The following is a 19,129-nucleotide window of genomic DNA, read 5'->3' on the forward strand; positions in this document are numbered from 1 at the left end:
TAACTTATAAAGCGTAAATTAGCTTCATGAAGCTAAGCATACTTGTTTTAATCACCGCATTTGCTGTTGGCCTTTCTATTGGCATTGTAAATTTCTATTTTCAGCATAGTTGGTATTATCTTTTAGTCTCATTTGCCATTTCTTTTATAACCAGTTTTTTGGTTTTCTATTATCTTTTCGAAAAATACATCTACACCAAAATCAAATTGATTTACAAACTGATTCACAATTTAAAATTGGGAAAAGATTTAAAAGAGGCTTTAGGCGAATACGTGAGTTCTGACCCTATTAATGATGTTGAGCAAGAAGTAAAAGAATGGGCTGGTGCAAAGAAAAAAGAGATTGACCTACTTAAAAAGCAAGAACAATTTAGACGTGAATTTTTATCTAATGTTTCTCATGAGTTTAAAACTCCTTTATTTGCAATTCAAGGATATATAGAGACTTTGCAAGATTGCATAGTTGATGATCCGGAGATGGCTGTAAAATTTCTTAAAAAAGCAGAAAATAACGTAGAGAGATTAAGTTATTTAATTAATGATTTGGATGCCATTTCTAAATTAGAGACTGGTGAGATGCCCATTAATTTTGAAAAATTTGATTTCGTTATTTTAGCAAAAGAAGTAATGGAAAATTTAGAGGATCGTGCTTTAACACATAAAATTAAGCTTTCATTTAAAGACAAATATACTGCACCAACCATGGTTTACGCAGATAGAGAGAAGATTAGGCAGATTATGATTAACCTGCTTCAGAACTCTATTAAATATGGTAATGAAAATGGATCTACGGCTATAAAAGTTTTCGAACTGCATGATCAGTTTCTTATTGAAGTAACCGATGATGGGATTGGAATTGAAGAAAAACATTTAACCAGATTATTTGAACGTTTCTATAGAATTGATTCGCACAGAAGCAGACAACAAGGAGGAACAGGACTAGGGCTAGCAATTGTGAAACATATTTTAGAAGCCCATCAACAAACCATCTCTGTTCGCAGTACACCAAATATTGGAACAACCTTCGCTTTTACCTTGCAGAAGAGCAATTAATTGTATCTCCACATCAAAACATAGAAAATATTTAAACTAAGATCCTTTAAGTTTTAGCAAACATTAACTCTTGCTATTATATTTATGAATTAACATTAACTTAACATTGGGGTTGTAGCTTTGCACCATATATAAATTAAGATGAATAGTATTTTTACCTTCTTCACACCTAAAGACAAAAAATTCCAACCGCTGTTTGAACAGGCTGGAAGCAACGTTTTAAAAATTGCCGAAGCTTTATTGGTTGTTGTGACTACAAATGATCTAGAGCGCAGAAAAGAAGCGATCAAGGAAGTAGAACGCCTTGAGCATGTTGGAGACGACATTACTCACACAATTTTTATAGAATTAAGTAAAAACTTTATCACTCCTTTTGATAGAGAAGATATTCACACTTTAGCGAGTGCTATTGATGATATTGCTGATTATATTCACGCATCTGCAGGAAACATTGAACTTTATCAAGTAACCAATATTGGCGATGCTATGGTTAAATTAGCTGAGCTTTTAGTAGAAATGTGCAGCGATTTAGAGAAAGCCATTAAAGAATTAAGAAACTTTAAAAATATCCGCGTAATCGCTGATGCTTGTGTAAGAATTAACAGTGCAGAAAACCAAGCAGATTACGTTTGCAACTTAGCTATAGCTCGTTTATTCGAATTTGAAACAAACGCAATAGAATTAATTAAACAAAAAGAGGTTTTACAAACGCTAGAAATTGCAACAGACAAATGTGAAGATGCAGCGAACGTACTAGAATCTATTTTGGTTAAAAACGCTTAAGCTTAAAATATGACTTTACTTATTGTTATCATAGCATTAGCTTTAGTTTTTGATTACATCAATGGTTTTCATGATGCAGCTAACGCAATTGCTACCATTGTTGCCACGAAGGTTTTAACTCCTTTTCAAGCGGTTGTTTGGGCAGCATTTTTTAACTTTTTAGCCTATTGGGTTTTCGGTTTTGGTGTTGCAGATACGGTTGCAAAAACAGCACATACTATGGAGATTAACTTAACAGTTATATTAGCCGGTGTTATTGCTGCTATTTTTTGGAATTTATTGACCTGGTGGTTTGGGATTCCTTCTAGTTCTTCTCATACTTTGATTGGTGGTTTTGCTGGAGCTGCCATTGCACATGCTGGTTTTAATGTAGTAAACTGGTATAAAGAAGGTAAAGCAGGTGAAATGCCAACTGGTGTATTGGTTATTGTTGGATTTATTGTTTTAGCCCCATTTATTGGAGCTATCGTCTCCTATTTTATTTCAATTTGGTTATTACACTCATCCAAAAAAAGCATTTGGCCTAAAGTATTTACTACAGCCCTTATCATTGGAACAATTTGGTTTGTTACAAAACAGATGTTGTTTTATAGTGAAATAGCAAAACCTCGTTTCGAATCTCATTTTTTAAGCGTGATTTTAGAATCCCACAATATTAAATGGCTTTTAGTTGCCTTTATTATACTTTCAATTAGTTTTTTCTGTTTAATTTTTAGCAGTTTAAATTTATCTCAGTCTACACAGTGGCTTAGAAAAATGCAATTGCTATCTTCAGCTTCATTTAGCTTAGGGCATGGTGGTAACGATTCTCAAAAAGTAATGGGTATTATTGCCGCAGCTGTTGTAGTTTATATACATACCAGTGGCGTAGCAATGGATTCTCTTCCTACTTGGCTACATGTTTCTTTACCTTCTAAAGGACCTAATGGCGAAGAAATTGCTGGCCATATGCCATCTTGGATTCCACTAGCCTGCTATAGTGCTATAGCTGCAGGAACATTAAGTGGTGGATGGAAAATTGTAAAAACAATGGGTTCAAAAATCACTAAAGTAACTCCATTTGAAGGGGTAACTGCAGAAACAGCAGGTGCTTTGACTTTATACTTTACAGAACACTTAAAAATCCCTGTAAGTACAACACATACCATTACTGGCTCAATTATCGGTTCTGGCTTAACAAAAGGTGTATCGGCTGTTAAATGGGGTGTAACGGTAAAATTAATCTGGGCATGGGTATTAACAATCCCTGTATCAGCATTGTTAGCTGCCATTATATATTACCTCCTTAATCCTATTTTGGGCTAAGCTGTTATAAAATATTTGAGAAATGTCCCGATGTTAGTCGGGACATTTTTTTTATATCCCTTTTGACTTCATAAAAGTTTTTTCTTTCTCAGCAATGTATTTATCATCAATTGCATAAGACTGAATATTAGCAATGTTCATTTCATCAATCGCATCTACAAAATTTTTATAGTTTGATGTATTGGTGGGCTTGATAACCACTAGCATCTCCTTATCTTTTGGGGTAGCATGTGTCCTTTCAACCATCCGTTTGTTAGCTAGTATTTCTGTTTTCAAACTTTTCATGTCAACGGTTTTCATTATAGCTTTAGCTGTCTCGCCCATATAGTAAACTGCTTGATTATTCTTACCTAAAAGAATGGTCATCGTTCTTGAGGCTGGATAATCGGCAAAAATAGGTGGATTAACCGCAACAGGCTTAGCTATATCTAAAGCTTTCATTTTAGATAAGGACGTAGTGAGCATGAAAAATGTGATTAGTAAAAATGCCAGATCAACCATTGCAGTTAAATCTACTCTTGGAAGTGGTTTTTGAGTTCTTCCCTTTACAGCCTTGCTGCTTTCAGGAACGTTGAGTGTTGCCATCTTGTTTAGGTTTTAAAGCATGATGTTTTTTAATACTCAATTGCATAAAAAAAGCGATTTATTTCTAAATCGCTTTTAATTAATTTAAATGAAGATTTATTTTATTACTTCAATAACCCCGCAGCCTATTCTAGGGCCAGAATTTCCCGTTGGTTGTGTGGTGTAATCATCTGTACCTCCATGTACAATTATTCCACGTCCTATAATATTTTTAATATTTCCGGTATTGGTATTCCATCTATCTGTACTTACACTAAGTGTAGCATGCCCTTTATTATCTAGTTTTATATTACCAATATCACCTGAATGATAATTAGCAGACTCCCATTTACCATGTGGCTCATTTGTTGGGTTCCAATGTCCATGGGTATTTTCTCCCATGTTGCCACAATCTCCATGTTCATGAAAATGTACTGCAACAGTGCTGTCAGCTCTCTCCGGCATGTTAATTTCTAAGTCCATTTTAATTTTGCCATCAGCTAAACTGTAAAATTTAGCTTTACCAATTGTTTGGCTAGTAGCAGTTGAATTAAGAGTTGCACTTGCTATTTCTTTAGCTTCTTTTGTGCAAGATCCTAGGGCTAATGCAAGTCCAATTCCGGCAATGGTTAGGTATTTTTTCATGTCTATTATTTTAAGTTTAATAAATAACAAAAACTTTAAAGGTTTGGTTTATAATAGTTTTCTGATTATTCTAATGAAATTAAAAACCAATTCTAGTCGTCTTTGTTTTAAGATATATAAACATTAAAATCATGGAACAGCCAGTAGAAATGAATACGTTAAGTCAAATTCTAGAGAAACTTAGACTTAAAGGAAAAGATAACGAAATTAGAATGTCTGACCACGGAAAAATGCAATCGGCTAGTCTTAATAAAATATACAAACCAGAAGACCTAACCATTGTAAAGACTTACCGTTTTGAAGGCATGTCTGATCCGGCAGATAGTTCTGTACTTTATTTAGTGGAAGATAAAGATGGAGATATTGGATATATGTTAGATGCTTACGGAACCTACTCGGATAATGATGGCCCAGCATTTGATGATTTTCTGAAAAAACTTCCGGTCGCCGACCGAGACGAACAAGAACTTTTCTCTTAAAAATAGGCGCTTATATTAAGCGCTTATTTTTTATTGCGCAAACGTTTGCTTAAAATATTTTTTTATATCTTTAAATCAAAAAGATATAATTGATAACTAAACCAGCAACAATTACGCAAATCGCAAAGCAACTTGGGATTTCACCATCTACAGTTTCAAGAGCTTTACATGACCATCCAAGCATCAGCTTACCTACCCGAGAAAGGGTTAAACAAACTGCTGCCGAACTGGATTATGAACCAAATGAAAGAGCTATTCTCTTTCAAAAGGGCAAAACATTTACAATTGGTGTTATTTTACCAGAATTAGCTGAATCATTTTTTTCATCTGCACTAAGCAAAATAGAAGATTGCGCTTATAAAAAGAACTACACTATTTTATTATCTCAATCTCATGATGATGAGGAAAGGGAAAAACAATTAGTAGAAAAAATGAAAAGCCATAAGGTTGATGGTTTATTAATTTCGGTAGCTAAAACTACATCTAATTTCGATCACTTTAAATTGTTAGATCGTTACAATATTCCTGTTGTTTTTTTCGATAGAATTCCTCCATTACAAGATATCCACTTTGTGGCCTGTAATATTGAAACCGGCAGTATTGCTGCGGTAGATTATTTACTAAAGAGAGGACATAGAAGCATAGGGCTAATTAATGGCCCAATAACACTTTTGGCTAGCGGGCAAAGGAAGGAAGGTTACATTAGAGCCTTACAAAAAAACAGATTAAAATTCGATCCATCATTAATTGTTAACTGTGATTTAACAGCTGAAGGCACTAGAGCTGCTTTAGAAAACTTAGTTTCGAATAAACGTAGACCAACTGCAATCGTAACTTTTAATGATTACGTTTCAGCTTTTGCCATTAAACACACAAAGAATTTAGAAAGTGATTCGGTAAAAAACTTAGAGTTTGTAAGCTATGCAAATACACCGATGATTAATTTCATGGAAAATGGGCCTGTAGCTTCAGTTGAGCAGTTTCCAGAAATCCAGGCTCAAAGGGCTATTGATGTTTTGTTTGATTTAATGAGCAATGAACAACGAGATAAACAAGCCTTTTATAAAGTGACTGTAGAATCTGAATTGGTGGAGAACAAGAGGTCATAAAATAAAAATGGCCGGATTTACCGGCTCATTTCCCAAACAAAACAAAATCTTAAAATCCACTATCATCTAGTGCAAAAGTATTTTTTCTATCTTTCCATCTACCTTTTGTAAAATCTGGAAACTCTTGTGGTTTATTTCCTTCTTTTAATGATTTTGTAGAAAGTGGCGTGATTACACTCATGGTTACTGAATCGTAAACATCTATTGGCGTTTGCTTCTTACCTTTTACTGCTTGTATAAATGCATTAAATACAAACCAATCCATACCACCATGCCCTGCTCCTACAGCTTCTTTCTCGTATTTTTTCCAAAGTGGATGATCATATTTTTCGAACCATTCTTTAACCGGATCCCAAGCATGTGGTTTAGTTTTACCTTCAATATGAATAGATTTATTTACGTCCATCCAAAGTCCGTTTGTACCCTGCACTCTAAAACCTAAAGAATAAGGACGAGGCAAGTGAACATCATGAGACAACATTACAGTTTCTCCATTTGCGCAGTTAATTAATGTTGTAGTTACATCTCCGTTTTTAAAATTTAGCTTTGCATTTGGATGACCAGGAGATTTAGATTCAACATAGTTAGCTAAACCTTTAGCTTTAGAACTGAAAGAAACTAAATTAGTAAAGCGATTACCTCTATTGATATCTGCGTATTGCATTATTGGACCAGCACCATGGGTTGGGTACAAATCTCCATCTTGATCTATATTAAATTGTGTTCTCCATTGTGCTTCACTTAAAGCTTTCGGACCATATTCTACACCACCACCATAATAACTCTTTCCATCATTAAAAAGCACTTCTCTTAAATCATGCTGATAGCCACCTTCTAAATGAATAAGCTCTCCAAACAAACCAGTTCTCACCATATTTAATGCAGCCATTACATCACGTCTGTAACAAACGTTTTCTAGTGTCATGTAAGGCATACCTGTTTTTTCAGAAGTATTTACAATATCCCAATGCTCTTTTACAGTTAATCCAGCTATAACTTCGCAACCTACATATTTGCCTGCATTCATAGAATCAATGGCTTGCGCATGGTGAAATTGCCAAGGGGTAGAAATAATGATTGCATCGAGATCTTTTCTTGCTATCATTTCTTTATAGGCGTCAATGCTGCCAGTATATTCTTTTGCAGCAGGTTTGCCCCTTTTAGCAATAAAATCTCTACAAATTTTAAGTGAACTTTCTTGTGTATCGCAAATGGCTACAATTTCTACATCATCTCTTAAAACACCTTCACTAATGTGGCTCATACCTCTAGCGCCTACGCCAATATAGCCTAGCCTTACCTTGTTAATGTCTTTTGCAAACAATGTTCCAGTGGGCAAAATAGTAAACCCTGCAGCTGTTAAAGTACCTGTCTTAATAAAATCTCTTCTTTCCATTTGTAATTTAGGTTGTTATTACTTTTAGTTATTAGGATGTAAGATAGAAATTTTGGTTTTTTAAATTCCATTATAATTGTGCGCAAACGTTTGATTATTATTAAATTTGAATAGTGGTTAAAAGGAATATCAATGTGGACTTGCACTTTATGTAGCCGTTCTTTCAAAAACAACAACCAAATTCACTATTGTGGAGATAAAGCTGTCAGTGATTTTCTGGTTGGAAAAACAGCAATTGCAATTCATTTATTTGACCATCTAATTTCAAAATTTGAGGAAATAGGGCCAGTAAAACTGCAGGCTACAAAATCAATGATTGTAATTTCTGCAGATGTAAAATTTGCCTACATTATTACTTTGGGCAAAACTTTTGTCGATGTAGTTTTCCCTTTTAAAGAACTTTTTGATGATAATTTATGTTTCCGTAAGATGGCTTTAGTTCCAGGAAGCAATGATTACAATCATCATTTAAGGATTATGATACCTGATGATATTAACGAAGAAGTATTTAATTACATGAAAAAAGTTTATGCCAACGGAAAAAATTTATGAGCTAAGTGGGCATAAGCTTTTAGTAGTATTTGATGAGCAATTAGTTAGGCTTAAAAAGCCGAAGGCATTACAAAAATTTTTATCAACCGATATTGATATCAGATCTGAGGTGCTTGCAAATTACATTAAACAAGACTACTTTCTTTTTATAGGTAAAGAATTTGAGATAACAAACGACTCTTTAATCGTTGAGATCTGGGGACATGTTTATGCAAGTTATTTTGCAAAAGCGATGAAAAATCTGGTTAAACTTAAACTCGTTGAAAACGTAGCTGACTTTATCATTAACCGAAGCGACACCATAGATTGCGGCGAATATGAAGTAGATAGCAACCGTAAATTTTGGGATATCCTAGCAAAATTTAAAGGTATTATCTTAACTTTTTTACCCAAGAAAATTAAGTAAGCTATTTCCCTTCTACCACATTGATATAATACATTTTCTGTATACCATCTACTGTAAACAGGTCATGTTGGCCGGCTTTTAAAGTAGTACTTTGCCAAGTTGTTGTAGGTATTATCTTCATACTTAACTTATCTTTATTTAAGGATAATGGAAGATTAAATCCTGCAACACAATTGGTATAGCGATAATATACCTTTCCGTTTGTTAAGTAATAATTTAAAGTAGGTATTTGTGTAGTTCTTAAGTATTGGTCAAAAACTTTACTGTAGTTATATTTAGCCATTGCTGAAATATAAGCCTCTACTTGGGCAGAAGTTACTGTTTGATGATAAAATTTAGCATTTAAACCTCTTAAAATATTTCTAAAAAGCACATCATTATTTAAACCATGTCTAATGGAATGCAATAAATTTCCTCCTTTTGGATACATATCTCCGCTACCCTGTGCATTGACATTATAAGGTGGAATAATTGTTTTATCGTTTTTAATCCCTTTTCTTATTCCATAATTGTATTCATTTCCGGCAGTTTCTCCAAAATGATAATCTACAAAAAGTGTTTCGCTATAATTGGTAAAACCTTCATGAACCCACATATCCGCTAAATCTTTAGTGGTAATGTTATTCCCAAACCATTCATGTCCGCTTTCATGAATGATGATAAAATCCCATTTTAAGCCCCACCCATACCCAGATGCATCTCTTCCACGATAACCAAATTTGTACGCATTACCATAAGAAACAGCCGATTGATGTTCCATACCTGTGTGCGAAGCGTCTATCAATTGGTAACCATCTTCGTAAAATGGATACGGGCCGAACCAATGCTCAAAGGCTTTAAACATTTTATGCACTTGGTCTGGCATGTAGTTTTTAGCTTTTTTTAAATTATAATCTAATACCCAATAATTAACAGTTAAAGGTCCTTTTTCTCCCTTGTATACCTCATTAAAATTTACATACTTCCCAATATAAGGGATGATGCAATAATTACTGATAGGATTTACAACATTATACTTATAAGTTGTTGTGCCATTTTTATTCTCTTTTTTATAAACCATTCTTCCATTTCCAATAGCTACCAATGTATCTGGAACTGTCATGGTTAATGAAGCTCCTTTATTTGGTTCATCACTTTGATGGTCTTTATTTGGGTACCAAATAGATGCGCCCAAACCTTGGCAGGCTACGGTCATGTAGGGTCTCGACAATGAATCAACTCCAAAAATAAAACCACCATCCCACGGAGCTCTTATGGCTTGATGAACTTTACCATGATAAAAGAGCTTTACTTTATTTAACGCCTCCATTTTTTGAGCAGGAACTTTCACGTACCAAACACTTTCCTTTTTACTAAAGCTTAATTTTTGCTTTCCATTATATAAAACACTGTCTATAATTAAAGGCTCTTGCAAATCAATTTGCATTTTAATACTTCCATTGTTTGCTTTAACTACTTTATAAGCAATTTCATTAGATCCAGCGATTGATTTATCTACGAAATCTGGTTTAAAATCTAACTCATAACGCTGTACATCCCACCAAGTTCTTTCTGGAGTTAATGTACCTCTAAGCGTATCTGCTAAAGTAAATTTTTTAGCATTTATAAGGTTTGTTTGCGCACTCACGTTAAGGGTAAGGCAGCAAATGATAGCAAAAAGTAGTGATTTCAAAATGGAAATATTCATCTTAATAAATTTTAAATCAAACAAATATGTCTAATTTTTTGCATCAATTTATGAAGAGTTAAAATTTGAGAAGTTTTAGTGAAATACTGTTTATCTCTCTATTGAAATAAAAAATGGCTGTAGATGCAAATTGTTTGAAAGCACTATAGACAACTAGTTTTTATTAACTTCGCATCAAAAAAATTGATAACATGATGCTTAAACCCAAAGCTTTTCTTTTCGACCTTAACGGAACCATGATTGATGATATGGAGTACCATGCAAGAGCCTGGTATTCTATATTAAATGAAGATCTGAATGCTGGCTTAAGTTATGCTGATGTTAAAAAAGAAATGTATGGTAAAAACAGGGAGTTATTGCACCGCATTTTTGGAAGTGAGCATTTTACATCGGAGCGTGAAGATGAATTGTCTTTAGAAAAAGAACGTCGTTACCAAAAAGAATATGCGGCTAGTTTAGCATTAATAAATGGCTTGCCTGATTTTTTAAAAAAGGCTAAGGCCAATCATATCAAAATGGCAATTGGATCTGCAGCTATTCCATTTAACATCAATTTTGTATTGGATGGGTTACAGATTAGGGATTATTTTGAGACCATTGTAAGTGCAGATGATGTGAAAATTAGTAAGCCAGATCCTGAAACATTCGTTAAAGCCGCAGGAATTTTAGGTATTGCGCCATCAGAATGTATAGTTTTTGAAGATGCTCCAAAAGGTGTTGAAGCAGCAGAAAATGCAAATATGCCTTGTGTAGTGCTAACTACAATGCATGAAAAAGAAGAGTTTATCAACTATAAAAACATCATTGCATTTGTAAAAGATTACAATGACACTATTCTAGAGACTTTATTTTAATTTCTAGAATCAATTAAGCCTCAACTTAAAAGTTAAGGCTTTTTAGTATTTAATATATTGACAGTTTTTATTGAGTGAATATCGCCATTAAAGCAAATTACAGAACACCTACCATGTTGTAGCCGAATCGTTCACGATAAGAAATATCTAACAATTCCTGATGATCAGGATGTGCAATAGAAATTAATGCTTTAGCCCTTTGTTTCAAGCTTTTGCCAAACAGATTTACTATCCCATATTCGGTAACAACCCAATGCACATGGCCCCTAGTGGTTACAACACCTGCACCTTCCTTTAAAAAAGGTACAATCCTGCTTATCCCCTTATTTGTTTGAGACGGGATTGCAATAATAGGCTTGCCGCCTTCAGATAGGGAGGCTCCATGTATAAAATCCATCTGCCCTCCAATGCCAGAATATTGATAAGTCCCAATAGAATCTGAACACACTTGACCGGTTAGATCAATTTCTACTGCACTATTAATAGCGGTAACTTTTGGATTTTGCCTGATGATGCTCGTATCGTTTACATAGCTGATGTCCATCACCCGAATGGCTGGATTATCATTAACAAAATCATATAACCTTCGCGTACCTGTAATAAAAGAAGTAACCGAGCGACCTACATTTAGCTTCTTTTTACTGTTGTTTATCACCCCGTTTTCAATAAGTGGAATTATGCCATCTGAAAACATTTCTGTATGAATGCCAAGGTCTTTGTGCGTACCCAAATTTTTAAGAACCTGGTCAGGAATACCGCCAATGCCCATTTGTAGTGTAGCCCCATCTTCAACCAAAGAGGCTACATTATAGCCAATTTTTTCGATAACCTCATTTAATTGGTTTTCGTAGTTTACTTCTGGTAGTGCTGCATTATACCATACCATTGAATCAATCTTACTGATATGGACGAAACCATCACCATGTGTTCTTGGCATTAAAGGATTTACCTGAGCTATTACATGTTTCGCCATATCTACAGCAGCCCGTGCAATGTCTACCGATGTTCCCAATGAACAATAACCATGTACGTCTGGAGGAGAAACTTGAATCAGGGCTATATCTATAGGCAAGATATTTCTACGAAAAAGCAAAGGAATCTGGCTTAAAAATATCGGAACGTAATCACCATTTTCGCTATTAACCACATTTCTGGTTGCCGCAGATACAAATAGCGAATTGAAAAAGAAAGCTTTACGATATTCAGGTTTATCGAAATTAACATTTCCTAATGTTGTAATGCTAACGAGCTCAACGTTATTGAGCTGATGATGTCTGCGTTGCAATGCCTCTACCAAACAAACTGGAGTTGCGGCACCACCATGGATAAAAACCCTGTTCCCAGACTTCACTTTCATTAATGCCTGATCTTCATTGAGGTAAATTGGTGTGAACATATTATTTTGTAGCTACAAGTTCAAAAAGTGCTTTCTTTATGTTTTTATCACTATCCAATAGCGTAGCTATTGTTTGAGCGATGATACTGTTTTCTTCGATAAGCTCGAATCCAATAGTCTGCTTTTCATTTTTTAATATAGTTTCGAGCAAATGCTGATGTTTGGAAATCAAGTTTTTTAACTTCCCCATCTGACTTTTTAGCTCGTCTAAACTGGCACCAACAAACATCAACTCTTCTTCGCTATGTTTTTCTCCTATTGCAGTATATCGGGTTTCAAATAGTTGAAGAAAGAAACGATACTCATCTTCCAAAAAAAGAAGCTGAGACATATACTCTTTATTCTCAAGATACAGCTCTTGCAGTTCTTGTGATAATTGTAAATCTGGTGTAATAATCATGATAGCTATTTTTAACAAATTTCGGTGTTAGGCCGGGTTTAATAGTGGACTTGTGTCAGACAAAAAAATGATATGGATTACAGTGGCTTTACCAACTGCAAGTGAAGCTCAAAAATCACACTCAATTTATCTTTCGCCTGTATAAGCTTTCCCATTTTTTTTGGAGGGGTCAAATTAAAATCAGAAAAATTAATGGTTTGGCAACCGAGCAGGGTAATTTGATCTTTATTATTTTTTAGCTGATAACTGATTTCGAATTTCTTTTTTACGCCTGCTATTTCAATTTCAACTATACCTTTAACGATATTATCAGTCTGATTGGTTAAAGGAATTTCTTTTAAGGATAAAAAAGCAACATGTAAATAAGGAAACTTATCTTCTTTTAAGGTTTTACGGAGCTCTCTTGTCATCATCATGTTATTGCAGTCAAAGTTCTTCACATCTAATCTAACTCTACCACTTAGCACCATCGGACTTCCCCTTTCTGTACTTATGGTTACTGTATCTGTTTTTGGATAACTTGATATTGCACACGAAAATTGGTTGACATTGGTACTGCCCTTAACTCTTAGGCTACTATTTTCTCGAATGACCCATTTGGTTGCTGTCTTATATGACATTGGAGCCATTACTAATTGTAGATTAGGCATTACCAAAGAAATAACAAGTAGAAGTATCTTCGTCATCATGATATTTTGGAATAAAAAAGAGGGAAGACGCCCTTAAGCTCCCTCCCTCTTTAAGATCAATTAAAATCCTACTACAGCTTGGATTACATAGCCTTTAAATTTTCCGGCACTGCGGTAATCTGCTGTTGGAAAATCTTTATATTTTTGGGTAACGTATTCGCCTTTCAACAAAATGTTTTTGGTCATGAACCAACCCGCAGCAAATGCAATTCGATCTATTTTTACATCACTAGTATACGTAATTGCAGGGGTAGTACCTACGGCTGCTACATTAGCCATTTCTGCAGTAACCACATTATACTTTGCACCGATAAAAAAGTCTTCTGATGCTCCAAATCTGTATACACCATCAATAGCAATTTGCTCTGCCCCTCTTACACTGGTTTCGGTTTTAGATCTGCCTTTGGCATTTTCATAGGTTGCAAACAACTCCAAACCTTGTAATTTCACAAAGGCATTTAATTGAAGTGCATTTACTTTTTTGGTAAAACCCGGATTAAATCGTCCAGAAAATGCATTAGCTGCTGTAGTGGCACCCAATTTTTCTAGCACCATAAAATAGTTTGATCCAGTACGATCGCCACCATATAAGGTTTGGCCGCCAGAACTGCTATTGGTATAATAAGAACCAGCTAAACGAACTCTTAAATCTGTGTTTACTTGTTTGTCGAAACCACCTTTCAGGTAAATAGCTGGTGATTTATGGGTATTTGCATCTTGCGCAGTAGCAACTAAACTATCTATATTTCCTTTAATCATACCGTTAGAAACACCGATCATTCCAAACAATGCATTTTTCCTCACTAAAACTTCTCCACCAATTTCAGTAGTAAAACCATCCATAATATAGTTTTCGATAAATGGATTATACAGCGTTTGTCCGCCATCTGATCTACGGAAATGTTGATCACCATAGTTGATTTCCATATGGCCAATTTTAATAGTGGCAACCTTCATGATCTCTTCCCAAACTGTACCTTTAAAGGGAAGTTTATCAAACTGGATATAACCTCCTTTCACCCAAGTTTCATTGTGGTGACGAGAAGAAAGATAACTAGTTAAGTTTAATCTAATTCCATCTGCCAGCTGCACATCCATAAACAAGTTGGCGTTTGCAGTATTAAACCCCGGGCTTATTTTATATAATCCACCCGATGTATTTTCGTGTTTTAAACCTTGGAAAGATTGGGTAAAACCTGCACCGAACTGAACTTTTAATTTTTCGAATACTGCGCTGCTATCTTTCGGAGCCTCAAATACATTGATTCCTGATTTATCGTACGGCCTAAGGTTGGTTACTTGGGCCATGGTATGAGCACTGACTATGCTAAGTGCAAATAGTGCAATAACGGTTAGTTTCTGGGTAGTAAATTTATTTTTCATGACTTTTATAATAATGGGTAAGAAGTTATTTAGCTGTAGCGGCATTAGTGTAATCGATATTGAATGAGATTGTAAGGTTGTTTCCAACTTTCATGGCTCCTAACATAAAACTGGGAGGCTGTATGCCATAATCTGTTAACATTAGCTTTTCTGTTCCATGGCAACTGATAGAGCGGTCGGCATTAACCAAGGCCATTACTTTCATGCTAATAGTTTGTGTTTTCCCAGCAATGGTAAGTATACCGGTTGTTTGGATAGCATATTTGTTAGCTTGTATCATGGTAACTGTAGCATAAGTGAGCTGATAGCTGATCTTAGGAAACTCATCTGCCTTTATGCTTTTATAGGTTCTGGTATCCATTGATGATTTGTCACTTTTCAAACTCTTTGCAACCACAGTAAACTTAAGTGAAGTAACATCGATAAGCTCATCACGACTGTTGAACTTAAATGCTCCTGTACTTTCGATGTCTTTAGCTGTCATTGTCCAATCATGTACATTTGATGTACCAGCCACTTTGATATTATTGTTTTTTCCAGGCGCTAGTTTATAAACCGATTGTGCCATTATCCCCATAGGCGATAACATAATGAACAAGACTGCGATTTTTATGCTGGTCAATATTCCTAGGTGTTGTTGTACTTTTTTCATGATGATTTTCCTTTATTTGATACCTCAAAAGTACCTTAGCCACACTGTTCGCTAGCTGATAGGCAACAGGTTTAAAACTGATGCTCATCAGGTTTAACTTTATCTTCATTTCATGAAAAAGTTATTTGCATTCTATAGCAGAACCGTGCTGTAGGTGTTGAGCTGGCGATAGAAAAGGAATTCCTAGTTCAGTGGCACGTAAAATAAAAAGTGTACCCATAAAAAGCATAAACCATGGGATAAGCCGATTTGGATTGAATCGGATATAGCGCTTTAGGTAAATTCCACTCAAAGAAATTAGTAACATGAGTGGTGTGGTTCCCAAACCAAACAGCAACATGAAGCTGGCAGATTCTTTAATCGAGCCCGAATTTAGAGCAGTTGCCAAAGCCAAATAAACCATTCCACATGGGATAAGTCCATTTAACATTCCTGCAAAAAAGCCCCAAAATGGCAAACCGTATACCTTGCCCATCAATTTGCTAATGGGTGAGATTAATTTAGATTGAAAACGATTGAACAATTTGAAATATCGACCCGAAAAATGGAGTAAAGTAAAAAGAATTAACAATGAGCCCACCAATATGCTTAACGTTTGTTGATTGGTGATTATAACCATACTATTACCAATTAGACCTACCAATAGCCCTAATAACGTGTACACTAAAACTCTACCTAATTGATAAAGTAGCAGCTGCAAAGCCGATTTAAGATAATTCTTTTGCGATATTGGTAAGCTAAGCATTAGCGGGCCGCACATTACAGCGCAATGCAAGCTGCCCAATAGGCCAAGTAAAAATGCTAGAGGTAAATAAGTCACAATGTGATGTCTTTTTTGAAAAAGTAATTTTTACCATTGCACGTCCATTTGAGCTCTAAAAACCAAAGACCAGAGTGCATATTTTTGGTACCTATTAAAATGAGATTCGAATCGCCCACTGTATTACCCTTATCTTTTATATCATTTTTTGTGGTAGAAGGTCGCATTAGTTTCAGCTCATAGTTAGCACTATCTTTTAATTGGATAATGATTTGGCTATTGCTCACTGTTATTTTAGGCTGTGCACCATCAGTTATTACGTTTTGCTTGGCATTATATTCTTGGTTATAATTGATACCTTTTTCGTAATAATCTTCATCTACAAGCGCATCATTTCCATGCACACTAAACATATAAACTACCATGCATATGATGAAAAGCATAAAAGTGATCATGCCTAAAACTATTTTTGTTCCCCAGTTCATTTTTTCAGTGTTTAATTGTAAGCAGTTCCGATATTAAATTTTTACATTGCTAAACGAAGACTTTGCAGCTTTTGATAAACTGCCTAAGGCTGCGAAAAAAACGTGGTCGATGCAGTGCTGATTACTTTTCCATCAGCAATTACTTCAAATACTATCTTAGATTTAAATTCTGTTATATCCTTTTGTTTTTTAATAAGAAAGAATGTTAAACGTGTTGAGCCATCTTTCGGCAAAATTTCTGGTTTCTGAATAAACTTAATTACATCAGCATCATCCAGCGATCTAAACCTGAACTCAATTGCCTTATTGGTTTTATTAATTAGCTCAGCGTTGTACAAATTGCTTACCGTACCATCTTTATTGAGCTGATATAGTGTTCCACTAGCTCTTAACACAGTTGTCTGTACATCTTGCCTTTTATAAATTAGGCTCGAAAAAACAAAAAGTAACACAAGCAGTACCCCCGCATATCCATAAGCCTTTAAGCCAAGTTTAAAAGGTGTTTGTTGTTTGATAAAATCTTGGTTGTAAAAACCAATTAGGTTTAATGGTCTATTTATTTTGGTCATCACCTCATTACAACTATCAATGCAGGCGGTACAGTTTACACATTCTAGCTGTGTGCCCTGGCGGATATCAATTCCAGTTGGACAAACCTGCACACACAACCCACAATCAATGCAATCTCCTTTGCTTAGGTCTAAAGCATTTTTTTGGAGATGCGCCCGAGGCTCTCCTCTTTTTTCATTATAGGCTACAATTAGGCTCTGATTATCTAACAACACCCCCTGTAGACGCCCATACGGACAAATAACCGTACAAACTATTTCACGCACATAAGCAAAAACCCCATAAAAAACGAAGGTGAAAAGCCAAATGGAGAAAAAACCAGAAACATGCTGACTGATGGGTTCGGTAACAATTTTATAAAGTACATCAGATCCAATCAAATAGGCCAAAAATGTATTGGCAATACCAAAAGAAATGAGCAGAAAGAGGAAATGTTTACTGCCTTTTTTAAAAATCTTTTTACCAGTCCAAGGTTGCGCATCTAATTTCTTTTGCTGGTTGGCATCACCCTCTATCCAATATTCAATCCTCCTAAAAATTAGTTCCATAAAAATGGTCTGCGGGCAGGCCCAGCCACACCATAACCTACCAAGTACTATTGTAAAACATACAATAAAGATGATAAAAATGAGCATTGCGAGTGCGAAGAGATAAAAATCTTGAGGGGTAAATATCAATCCAAAAAACACAAATTTTCGCTCCAAAAAATTAAGCAGCACCAATTGTTCGCCATCCAATTTCACAAAAGGAAAAGAAAACAAGCAAATAAGCAGCACATAACTTACCCATTTACGGTAAGCATACAATTTGCCCGAAGGTTTTTTAGGATAGATAAATTCCCTACCCTTGCTTTTAGAACTATTAGTTTTTGGTGATGATTTCATTATTCACGGTATCCTTCTCACTTTTAACTTCATATTTTTCACCCTGTGGGGCTTTTGCATTGGCAGGAGTAGTGCCTTGCAATGACATAATGAAATTGACTACTTCAGCAAGGTTTTTTGAACTTAGATTCTTCTCCCAGCTGGCCATTCCTTTTGCGGGAACCCCGTACTTAACGGTTTTAAACACATCGCTGATGCTACCACCATGCAACCAAAATTCGTCTACTAGGTTTGGACCTACTAGGCCTTCTCCATGCTCGCCATGGCAAGCAACGCAATTGGCCATAAATATGGCTTTTCCATTGGCAACTAGTGTTTGATCTGGCTTAACAGAGTTTTCATCAAATTTTTCACCTGCTTTAGCCAAAAAGACTCTTTTATCTTGGTCAGCTTTTACTATTTCAGCGGCGTATTCTTGGTCTTGTCTTAAACCATCGCCAACGTGATAATAATAAAAATAGCAGATTGCGAACACCAAAGTTCCATAAAACAATACATTGAACCACCTCGGAATTGGATTATTGAGTTCGTGAATCCCATCGTAAGCATGTGGAATAATCAAGGTTTCCTCTTCTTCAATTGGCTTAAGGCTTAAAAGTTTAGTCCAGATATTGGGTTTACTTTTTTTCAACTCTATCCATTCTATATATTCCAATGATGCGGGTGCTTTGTATTTCACAAACGGTGTAGGATGCATTCGTTCTTTAACCATTACCTTAAGGCTTTTCAACAATACCACTGTGGCAAGCAAAGCAACAACGGCAAATAAAAGCAATGCAATAACCAGTAAATCGGCAAAATTCAATTCTATACTACGGCTACTTGCTGGCAGAGCTGTTTCTTTTGCAATGGCAAATAATTGTAGATTGATTAATAAAATGGCGAATGTTAGGCTAATTTTCTTCATGGTCTTGAACTTTTTGGTCTTCGATTGGCAAATTGCTCATCATGGCTATATGGTTTTTATTTAGTTTAAGGAGATAAACACCAACCAGAATAAAAAACACCATAAAAATGAGCAGGGAAGTAATGAGGTAAAATTCGCCTCCAGCTAAGTCTTTAATTTGTTTGAACATGA

Annotated in this window: 22 protein-coding genes; 8 read left to right on the plus strand and 14 right to left on the minus strand. The window is 35.2% G+C overall.

The window, feature by feature from the left end; genetic code table 11:
• Positions 1–26: 26 nt before the first annotated feature.
• From FA048_RS01790 to FA048_RS01800, 3 genes are all read left to right on the plus strand, one after another.
• A complete protein-coding gene (locus tag FA048_RS01790) occupies positions 27–1,052 on the plus strand; it encodes a sensor histidine kinase (protein ID WP_136838359.1) in 1,026 nt (341 codons plus the stop codon).
• A 141-nt stretch (positions 1,053–1,193) separates the two neighbouring features.
• A complete protein-coding gene (locus FA048_RS01795) occupies positions 1,194–1,835 on the plus strand; it encodes a DUF47 domain-containing protein (protein ID WP_205943408.1) in 642 nt (213 codons plus the stop codon).
• A gap of 9 nt (positions 1,836–1,844) precedes the next feature.
• A complete protein-coding gene (locus FA048_RS01800) occupies positions 1,845–3,140 on the plus strand; it encodes an inorganic phosphate transporter (protein ID WP_136838363.1) in 1,296 nt (431 codons plus the stop codon).
• Positions 3,141–3,191: 51 nt separating this feature from the next.
• Here the strand turns inward: FA048_RS01800 and FA048_RS01805 are convergent, their stop codons facing one another.
• On the minus strand, positions 3,192–3,725 hold the full coding sequence (locus FA048_RS01805) for an ExbD/TolR family protein (protein ID WP_136838365.1): 534 nt from the start codon (positions 3,723–3,725) through the stop codon (positions 3,192–3,194).
• 96 nt (positions 3,726–3,821) lie between these two features.
• Complete coding sequence (locus FA048_RS01810; protein WP_136838367.1) at positions 3,822–4,349, minus strand: superoxide dismutase family protein; 528 nt, start codon at positions 4,347–4,349, stop codon at positions 3,822–3,824.
• Positions 4,350–4,480: 131 nt separating this feature from the next.
• Here FA048_RS01810 and FA048_RS01815 point away from each other — a divergent pair, with 131 nt between their 5' ends.
• On the plus strand, positions 4,481–4,828 hold the full coding sequence (locus tag FA048_RS01815; RefSeq protein WP_136838369.1) for a hypothetical protein: 348 nt from the start codon (positions 4,481–4,483) through the stop codon (positions 4,826–4,828).
• A gap of 89 nt (positions 4,829–4,917) precedes the next feature.
• Positions 4,918–5,937, plus strand: coding sequence for a LacI family DNA-binding transcriptional regulator (locus FA048_RS01820; protein ID WP_136838371.1), 1,020 nt, complete (start codon positions 4,918–4,920; stop codon positions 5,935–5,937).
• Between the two features lie 49 nt (positions 5,938–5,986).
• Here FA048_RS01820 and FA048_RS01825 read toward each other — a convergent pair whose 3' ends face one another.
• Positions 5,987–7,333: a Gfo/Idh/MocA family protein gene (locus tag FA048_RS01825; RefSeq protein ID WP_136838373.1), complete on the minus strand. Its 1,347-nt coding sequence runs from the start codon at positions 7,331–7,333 to the stop codon at positions 5,987–5,989.
• Between the two features lie 132 nt (positions 7,334–7,465).
• Here FA048_RS01825 and FA048_RS01830 point away from each other — a divergent pair, with 132 nt between their 5' ends.
• Complete coding sequence (locus tag FA048_RS01830; RefSeq protein ID WP_136838375.1) at positions 7,466–7,885, plus strand: DUF5655 domain-containing protein; 420 nt, start codon at positions 7,466–7,468, stop codon at positions 7,883–7,885.
• A complete protein-coding gene (locus tag FA048_RS01835; RefSeq protein WP_136838377.1) occupies positions 7,863–8,291 on the plus strand; it encodes a hypothetical protein in 429 nt (142 codons plus the stop codon). The genes FA048_RS01830 and FA048_RS01835 overlap by 23 nt, the downstream gene beginning before the upstream one ends.
• A 1-nt stretch (position 8,292) precedes the next feature.
• Here the strand turns inward: FA048_RS01835 and FA048_RS01840 are convergent, their stop codons facing one another.
• A complete protein-coding gene (locus FA048_RS01840; RefSeq protein ID WP_136838379.1) occupies positions 8,293–9,978 on the minus strand; it encodes a M1 family metallopeptidase in 1,686 nt (561 codons plus the stop codon).
• A gap of 194 nt (positions 9,979–10,172) precedes the next feature.
• Here FA048_RS01840 and FA048_RS01845 point away from each other — a divergent pair, with 194 nt between their 5' ends.
• The gene (locus FA048_RS01845; protein ID WP_136839382.1) at positions 10,173–10,832 is read left to right on the plus strand and encodes an HAD family hydrolase; all 660 of its coding nucleotides are present in this window, start codon (positions 10,173–10,175) and stop codon (positions 10,830–10,832) included.
• 97 nt (positions 10,833–10,929) lie between these two features.
• Here the strand turns inward: FA048_RS01845 and FA048_RS01850 are convergent, their stop codons facing one another.
• The 10 genes from FA048_RS01850 to FA048_RS01895 form a co-directional block, all read right to left on the minus strand.
• Entirely contained in the window at positions 10,930–12,228 is a 1,299-nt protein-coding gene (locus tag FA048_RS01850) for an acetyl-CoA hydrolase/transferase family protein (RefSeq protein ID WP_136838381.1), read from the minus strand.
• A 1-nt stretch (position 12,229) separates the two neighbouring features.
• Positions 12,230–12,628, minus strand: a complete 399-nt coding sequence (locus FA048_RS01855) for a hypothetical protein (RefSeq protein WP_136838383.1) — start codon at positions 12,626–12,628, stop codon at positions 12,230–12,232.
• A gap of 77 nt (positions 12,629–12,705) precedes the next feature.
• A complete protein-coding gene (locus tag FA048_RS01860) occupies positions 12,706–13,317 on the minus strand; it encodes a YceI family protein (protein WP_136838385.1) in 612 nt (203 codons plus the stop codon).
• Between the two features lie 60 nt (positions 13,318–13,377).
• Positions 13,378–14,700, minus strand: a complete 1,323-nt coding sequence (locus FA048_RS01865; protein ID WP_136838387.1) for a hypothetical protein — start codon at positions 14,698–14,700, stop codon at positions 13,378–13,380.
• Between the two features lie 25 nt (positions 14,701–14,725).
• Positions 14,726–15,352, minus strand: a complete 627-nt coding sequence (locus tag FA048_RS01870) for a YceI family protein (RefSeq protein ID WP_136838389.1) — start codon at positions 15,350–15,352, stop codon at positions 14,726–14,728.
• Positions 15,353–15,473: 121 nt separating this feature from the next.
• Positions 15,474–16,172, minus strand: a complete 699-nt coding sequence (locus FA048_RS01875; RefSeq protein ID WP_136838391.1) for a sulfite exporter TauE/SafE family protein — start codon at positions 16,170–16,172, stop codon at positions 15,474–15,476.
• Positions 16,169–16,597 (minus strand): FixH family protein, encoded by a 429-nt coding sequence (locus FA048_RS01880; RefSeq protein WP_136838393.1) that lies wholly within the window; start codon positions 16,595–16,597, stop codon positions 16,169–16,171. The genes FA048_RS01875 and FA048_RS01880 overlap by 4 nt, the downstream gene beginning before the upstream one ends.
• Positions 16,598–16,680: 83 nt before the next feature.
• The gene (gene ccoG, locus FA048_RS01885) at positions 16,681–18,051 is read right to left on the minus strand and encodes a cytochrome c oxidase accessory protein CcoG (RefSeq protein WP_136838395.1); all 1,371 of its coding nucleotides are present in this window, start codon (positions 18,049–18,051) and stop codon (positions 16,681–16,683) included.
• Positions 18,029–18,958, minus strand: a complete 930-nt coding sequence (locus FA048_RS01890) for a cbb3-type cytochrome c oxidase N-terminal domain-containing protein (protein WP_136838397.1) — start codon at positions 18,956–18,958, stop codon at positions 18,029–18,031. The genes ccoG and FA048_RS01890 overlap by 23 nt, the downstream gene beginning before the upstream one ends.
• Positions 18,945–19,127, minus strand: coding sequence for a hypothetical protein (locus FA048_RS01895; protein WP_136838399.1), 183 nt, complete (start codon positions 19,125–19,127; stop codon positions 18,945–18,947). Before FA048_RS01895 ends, FA048_RS01890 begins: the two co-directional genes overlap by 14 nt.
• Positions 19,128–19,129: the final 2 nt, after the last annotated feature.

It is taken from the genome of Pedobacter polaris, assembly GCF_005116505.1.
In the GTDB taxonomy this organism is placed as follows: Bacteria; Bacteroidota; Bacteroidia; order Sphingobacteriales; family Sphingobacteriaceae; genus Pedobacter; species Pedobacter polaris.